Annotated in this window: 5 protein-coding genes; 2 read left to right on the top strand and 3 right to left on the bottom strand. The window is 66.0% G+C overall.

What is annotated here, in order from left to right:
- Positions 1 to 51 precede the first annotated feature (51 nt).
- The 3 genes from ABIE57_RS13520 to hemB all read right to left on the bottom strand — a co-directional run bounded on the left by ABIE57_RS13520 (position 52) and on the right by hemB (position 2122).
- Complete coding sequence (locus tag ABIE57_RS13520) at positions 52 to 441, bottom strand: DUF4202 domain-containing protein (protein ID WP_454283741.1); 390 nt, start codon at positions 439 to 441, stop codon at positions 52 to 54.
- Positions 438 to 998 (bottom strand): lipid-binding SYLF domain-containing protein, encoded by a 561-nt coding sequence (locus ABIE57_RS13515; RefSeq protein WP_354539557.1) that lies wholly within the window; start codon positions 996 to 998, stop codon positions 438 to 440. Before ABIE57_RS13515 ends, ABIE57_RS13520 begins: the two co-directional genes overlap by 4 nt.
- Before the next feature lie 125 nt (positions 999 to 1123).
- Entirely contained in the window at positions 1124 to 2122 is a 999-nt protein-coding gene (hemB, locus tag ABIE57_RS13510; RefSeq protein WP_354539556.1) for a porphobilinogen synthase, read from the bottom strand.
- Positions 2123 to 2251: 129 nt separating this feature from the next.
- On the opposite strand from hemB, the gene ABIE57_RS13505 reads away from it, so the two are divergent.
- Entirely contained in the window at positions 2252 to 2779 is a 528-nt protein-coding gene (locus ABIE57_RS13505; RefSeq protein ID WP_354539555.1) for a component of SufBCD complex, read from the top strand.
- Between the two features lie 13 nt (positions 2780 to 2792).
- A complete protein-coding gene (gene mfd, locus ABIE57_RS13500; RefSeq protein ID WP_354539554.1) occupies positions 2793 to 6257 on the top strand; it encodes a transcription-repair coupling factor in 3465 nt (1154 codons plus the stop codon).
- Positions 6258 to 6362: the final 105 nt, after the last annotated feature.

The raw sequence follows: 6362 nt of genomic DNA, 5'->3' as shown, positions 1-6362 counted from the left end.
TGTCACCAGAAAGGGTAAAGGTGGCCGACTTTTACGCCGCCCGCAGCAGGCTCATCCCGCCGCTACCGTGGCCGACTTTCGCACCGCCGTTCTCACCTTGCGCAGCATGGCCGCGGCGCGCGCGCAGTCCGCGCGTCCATAGCCCGCATCCGCCATGATCTGCGCCACACGCGCGGCGTGATGCCGGGCGAGATCGGTGCGCCATGCCAGATAGCCCGCGCGCCCCTCAGGATAGCCCGCGCGCGGCGAGGTCCAGCGTTCGATATGCTGCCCGCGCGCGGCGATCTGCAACGGCTCTGACGCATCAGGACAGAGCCGCGCCAGTTCCTCGCTCATGCGTTGACCATAAAGCAGGGCTGCGGGCGCGCCCTCGGCGCGGTCCGGGTCCTGCGCATTGGCGGCGTCGATGGCGCTCAGCGCCTGTGTCAGCCGGTCGTTCACGGGATGATGCGGGTGTATTTCATACCCTCGAGCGAGACGCCCGCCATCAGCCCCGCCTGCCCGAAGATCACCGCCACGACCGGCGCGGTCGATGTCGTCGTCTCGGCACGCAGGTTCTCGCCCCGATCGTTGAAGGCGTATTGGATATCGGCCCCCGCCGCCCATCCCGAGGACCGGCGGAACCCCTGAAGCGCCTCTTCGGTCATGAAGAACAGAACGTGGGCGAATTGCTGTGCGCCAATCTGAAGGCCGACACTGCCCTTGGTGGCCGAGTAGTAATCCACCGTCACGTTGTTGATCCGCAGCGCCCCGCGCCCGAACCCGCCGCCGACCACGAACCCGGCCTGCGTCACCACCGGCATGACCAGCATCCCGGTGGATTTGTCGGCCAGCGCGCGCGTGCCGGGATAGGTTGAAAACATGTGGTCCAGCGTGGCGTTCACGCGCGCGTCGATGCGCGCGGCCCCCGGACTGCCGACACCGTTGTTGCAGGCCGCCAGAACCGGCGCGCTCGCCAGCGCGCCAAGGGTAAATCCGCGTCGTGTGAGAGTGCTCATATCCGTGCCCGTTCCTTGCCTCAGAATATGCCGGCCTGTTCCTGCCGGTTCTATACTCAGTATAGGGAGGGCGGCGCGCGCTGTCACTAGGGATTGCGGGCCTGCGCGGGTTCCCGCGTGTCCGGTCAGCCGCGCAGGAGGCGCGCGGCGGCGGGCGCGAAATAGCTCAGCACCCCGTCGCAGCCCGCCCGCTTGAAGCACATGAGGCTTTCCATCATCGCGCGCTCGCCGTCGATCCAGCCGTTCTGCGCGGCCGCCATGATCATCGCATATTCGCCCGAGACCTGGTAGGCGAAGGTCGGCGCGCCGAATTTCTCCTTTGCCCGCCGACAGATATCGAGATAGGGCATCCCCGGCTTGACCATCACCATATCGGCCCCCTCGCTCAGGTCGCGCGCGATGAGGCGCAGCGCCTCGTCCGAGTTGGCGGCGTCCATCTGATAGGTCTTCTTGTCGCCCTTGAGCGCGTCGCCCGCCCCCACGGCCTCTCGGAACGGTCCGTAAAAGGCCGAGGCGTATTTGGCCGAATAGGCCATGATCGCCACATTGTGATGGCCCGCCCCCTCAAGTGCGGCGCGAATGGCCCCCACGCGGCCGTCCATCATGTCCGACGGGCCGATGATATCCACGCCCGCCTCGGCCTGGCTGAGCGCCTGTTTCACCAGCGCCTCGACGGTGGCATCGTTGACGATCTCGCCCGCCACCACATAGCCGTCATGGCCGGTATCCGAATAGGGATCGAGCGCCACATCGGTCATCACCGCCAGCCCCGGCACAGCCGCCTTGATGGCGCGGGTGGCGCGATTGCTCAGGTTCTCGGGGTTCCACGCCTCGGCGCAATCGGCGGTGCGGTTGGCGACCGAGGTGAAGGGAAAAAGACAGACCGCGGGAATGCCCAGATCCGCGGCTTCGCGCGCGGCCTCCACCACCTTGTCGATGGAGCGGCGATAGACGCCCGGCATGGACGGCACCGGCTCCTCTACCCCGTCGCCGTCGCGCACGAAGAGAGGCCAAATGAAATCGGCGGGCGAGAGCGCATTTTCCGCCACCATCGCGCGCAAGGCCCCGCTCATGCGGGTGCGGCGGGTGCGGGTGGCGGGAAAGGCGGCCTGAAATGGGGTCATGGGCTGGCTCGTCGCGGGCTGTTGGTGATCAACATCTTCCCTCGCATGGAAATTCGGCCATCTCAAGGGTAGGAATTGCCGCGCGGCGGCGCTATGACGGCGGGCGATACACTCCATTGAGGCGCGGCCTTGACCTTTCTCGACAATGTTTTCGAACTCATCGACCTGCGTTCGTTCAGCAACCTGTGGTTCTGGATCGCGCTTGCGGTGACCTGGTCAAGCGCAAGCCACTGGGTGCTCGGCGTGCCCTGGGACATGGCCATGCGCGCCCGCCGCAGCGCGGGCAGCGAGGCAATGGCCGATTTCGAGGACATGGTGCGGATCAACACCAACCGGCTTTTGTTCGTGGCCCATGAATCGGGGCTGATCCTTGCCGGGTTCGTGGCCTTCGTGCTGACATGTCTGGCGCTTCTGGGCTTTGTCTATGACAACGAATTCTCGCAGGCGCTGGTCATGCTGGGCTTTCCGCTGACGCTGGTCGGGCTCGTCTCGGTGCGGACGGCGCGCGCGATCCGCGATCAGGGGCTTGCGGGCGAAGCGCTCATCACGCGGCTCGGGCAACACCGGCTTGTGGTGCAGATCATCGGCATGATCTCGATTTTCGTCACCGCCATGTGGGGCATGTATCAGAACATGAACATCGGCGTTCTGGGCTGAGCGGGGACAGGGCATGACAGACAAGCGCCATATCGTCATGGGCGGCGCGCCCGAAGGCTTTGACGCGCGGCTCGTGCTGGCCGAAACCCAAAAGGCCGACGGCCCGGTCATTCATATCGCGCGCGACGACAAGCGCATGGCCGCGATGGCCGAGGCGCTGCGCTTTTTCGCGCCCGACATGCCGGTGATCCGCTTTCCCGGCTGGGATTGCCTGCCCTATGACCGCATCTCGCCCAATGCCGAGATTTCGTCCACCCGCATGGCGACGCTGGCGGGGCTGGCCCACGCGATGCCGCCGCAATTCGTGCTGCTGACCACGCTCAACGCGGCCACGCAACGCCTGCCTGCCCGCGAGGTGCTGCGCGGCGCGGCCTTCGCCGCCACCGTGGGCGAGCGGATCGACGAAAAAGCCTTGCGCGATTTCCTTGTCCGCATGGGATTTGCGCAGGCCCCCACGGTGACCGAGCCGGGCGATTACGCGCTGCGCGGCGGGATCATCGACATCTATCCGCCGGGCGAGGAAGGGCCGCTGCGGCTCGATCTTTTCGGCGATGTGCTCGACGGGGTGCGCCGGTTCGATGCGGCCACGCAGCGCACCACGCAAAAGCTTGACCGGGTCGAGCTTGCGCCCGTTTCCGAAGTGATCCTCGACGAGGCCGCGATCCGCCGCTTTCGTCAGAATTACCGCATCGCGTTCGGCGCGGGCGGGGCCGAGGACCCGCTATACGAGGCCGTGAGCGCGGGGCGCAAGCAGGCAGGCGTCGAGCACTGGCTGCCTTTCTTTCACGAGCGGCTCGAGACGCTGTTTGACTACCTCCCCGAGGTGGCCGTCACGCTTGACGATCAGGCCGAGGCCGCCCGCGCCGCGCGGTGGGAGCAGGTCAGCGACCAATACGAGGCGCGCCGCCATGCGCTCGGGCAGAAAGCGCGCGGCGACACGGTCTATCAGCCGATCGCGCCTGATCTGCTCTATCTCGACGAGGGCGGGTGGCGCACAGCACTCGGCGCGCGCCGGGTGGTGCAGTTCGCGGCGCTGCCGCGCCCCACCGGGCCGGGGGTGGTGGATGCCGGCGGGCGTATCGGGCGTAATTTCGCGCCTGAGCGCCAACAGGAAAACACAAACCTTTTCAGTGTTCTGAAAGACCATGTTGAGGCAAAATTGGCCAAGGGGCCGGTTTTGATCGCGTCCTATTCCCAGGGCGCGCGCGAACGTATCGAGGGGCTTTTGTCCGATGAGGACCTTGTCGGGCCGGTCTCGGTCTCGAGCATAAGGGGTGTGGGCAAGCACGGGCTGCATCTGGCGATCTGGCCGCTGGAACAGGGGTTCGAATCCCCCGCCCTCACGGTCATCAGTGAACAGGACGTGCTGGGCGACCGGCTCATTCGCGGGGCCAAGCGCAAGCGGCGGGCCGAGAATTTCCTGACCGAGGCGCAGGCGCTCGGTCAGGGCGATCTGGTGGTGCATGTCGATCACGGCATCGGCCGCTATCTGGGGCTCGAGGTGGTCACGGCGGCAGGGGCCGCGCACGAATGTCTCGTGCTGGAATATGCCGAAAGCTCCAAGCTTTACCTGCCGGTCGAGAATATCGAACTGCTCTCGCGCTACGGCCATGAGGAGGGGCTGCTGGACCGCTTGGGCGGCGGCGCCTGGCAGGCCAAGAAGGCGAAGCTCAAGGCGCGCATCCGCGAGATGGCCGACCGCCTGATCCGCGTCGCCGCCGAGCGCGAATTGCGCCGCGCGCCCGTCATCGCCCCCGAACATCACGCGTGGGAGGCGTTCGCCGCCCGCTTCCCCTATACCGAGACCGACGATCAGCTGCGCGCCATCGAGGACGTGCTCTCGGATCTGGAACGCGGCCGCCCGATGGATCGGCTCATCTGTGGCGATGTCGGTTTCGGCAAGACCGAGGTGGCGATGCGCGCGGCCTTTGCGGCGGCCATGGCCGGGCACCAGGTGGCGGTGATCGCGCCCACCACGCTGCTTGCGCGCCAGCATTACAGGGAATTTTCCGAGCGATTCCGCGGCTTTCCCCTCTCGGTCCACGCGCTGTCGCGCTTCGTGTCGACGCGTGATGCCAACCTCACCCGCGAGGCGATGTCAAAGGGCAGCGCCGATATCGTGGTGGGCACACATGCGCTTCTGGCCAAGGGGGTGCGCTTCAACAATCTCGGCCTGCTCATCATCGACGAGGAACAGCGCTTCGGCGTCGCCCACAAGGAGCGGCTGAAGGAAATGCGCAGCGACATCCATGTCCTGACGCTGACGGCCACGCCCATCCCGCGCACGCTGCAACTCTCGCTCTCGGGCGTGCGGGATCTCTCGATCATCGGCACGCCGCCCGTCGATCGCCTGTCGATCCGCACCTATGTGTCGGAGTTCGACACCGTCACCGTGCGCGAGGCGCTTCTGCGCGAGCATTACCGGGGCGGGCAGTCCTTTTTCGTGGTGCCGCGTATCAAGGACCTGCCCGAGATCGAGGATTTCCTGAAAAATCAGGTGCCCGAGGTGAGCTACGTGGTCGCCCATGGCCAGATGGCGGCGGGCGAGCTTGACCAGCGGATGAACAATTTCTACGACGGCAAATATGACGTGCTTCTCGCCACGACCATCGTCGAATCGGGCCTCGACATCCCCACCGCCAACACCATGATCATCCACCGCGCCGACATGTTCGGGCTGGCGCAGCTTTACCAGATCCGGGGCCGCGTGGGCCGCTCCAAGGCGCGCGCCTATGCGTATCTCACGACCAAGCCGCGCGTGCCGCTGACGCCGGGGGCAGAAAAGCGCCTGCGCGTGCTGGGCAGTCTCGACACGCTCGGCGCGGGCTTCACGCTGGCGTCTCAGGATCTCGACATTCGCGGCGCGGGCAATCTTCTGGGCGAGGAGCAATCCGGCCAGATGCGCGATGTGGGGTTCGAGTTGTATCAATCCATGCTGGAGGAGACCATCGCGCGCATCCGTTCGGGCGAGATTGCCGCCGTAACCGAGATGGACGAGCAATGGGCGCCGCAGATCAACCTTGGCGTGCCGGTGCTCATCCCCGAGGCCTATGTGCCCGATCTCGACGTGCGCCTTGGCCTCTATCGCCGCCTGAGCGGGCTGGAAACCAAGGTCGAGCTTGAGGGGCTTGCCGCCGAGATGATCGACCGCTTCGGCCCCCTGCCCCGCGAGGTCAACATGCTGATGCTGGTCATGCGCATCAAGGCGATGTGCAAGCGCGCAGGGATTGCCAAGCTCGACGGCGGTCCCAAGGGTGCCACGATCCAGTTTCACAATGACAAGTTCGCCTCGCCGCAGGGGCTGGTCGAGTTCCTTCAGGATCAGCGCGGGCTGGCCAAGGTCCGCGACAACAAGATCGTCGTGCGCCGCGACTGGAAGGGCGAGGCCGACCGCGTCAAGGGCGCCTTCGCCATCGCCCGCGATCTGGCGGAAAAGGTCCGGGACGAGAAGAAAAAGGCCACCGGCACACGCGGTTGAGGTGGGCGGCAGGCCCCAAGCCCGTGTCCGCAATCCAAAGATTGGCAAGGGAACGTCCCATGATTGCCATAAACGCCTGACATGAGTGATCGGATCAACACTTGT

The sequence above is a fragment of the Roseovarius sp. MBR-6 genome (genome assembly GCF_040547525.1).
Taxonomy (GTDB): domain Bacteria; phylum Pseudomonadota; class Alphaproteobacteria; order Rhodobacterales; family Rhodobacteraceae; genus Roseovarius.
The sequence above is the reverse complement of the archived record's forward strand: the minus strand, read 5'-3'. Positions and strand labels throughout refer to the sequence as shown.

Excerpts from the sequence above, each read along its gene's own strand:
- ABIE57_RS13515 (WP_354539557.1), bottom strand. The coding sequence starts at position 998 with ATGAGCACTCTCACACGACGCGGATTTACCCTTGGCGCGCTGGCGAGC.
- hemB (WP_354539556.1), bottom strand. The coding sequence starts at position 2,122 with ATGACCCCATTTCAGGCCGCCTTTCCCGCCACCCGCACCCGCCGCACC.
- mfd (WP_354539554.1), top strand. The coding sequence starts at position 2,793 with ATGACAGACAAGCGCCATATCGTCATGGGCGGCGCGCCCGAAGGCTTT.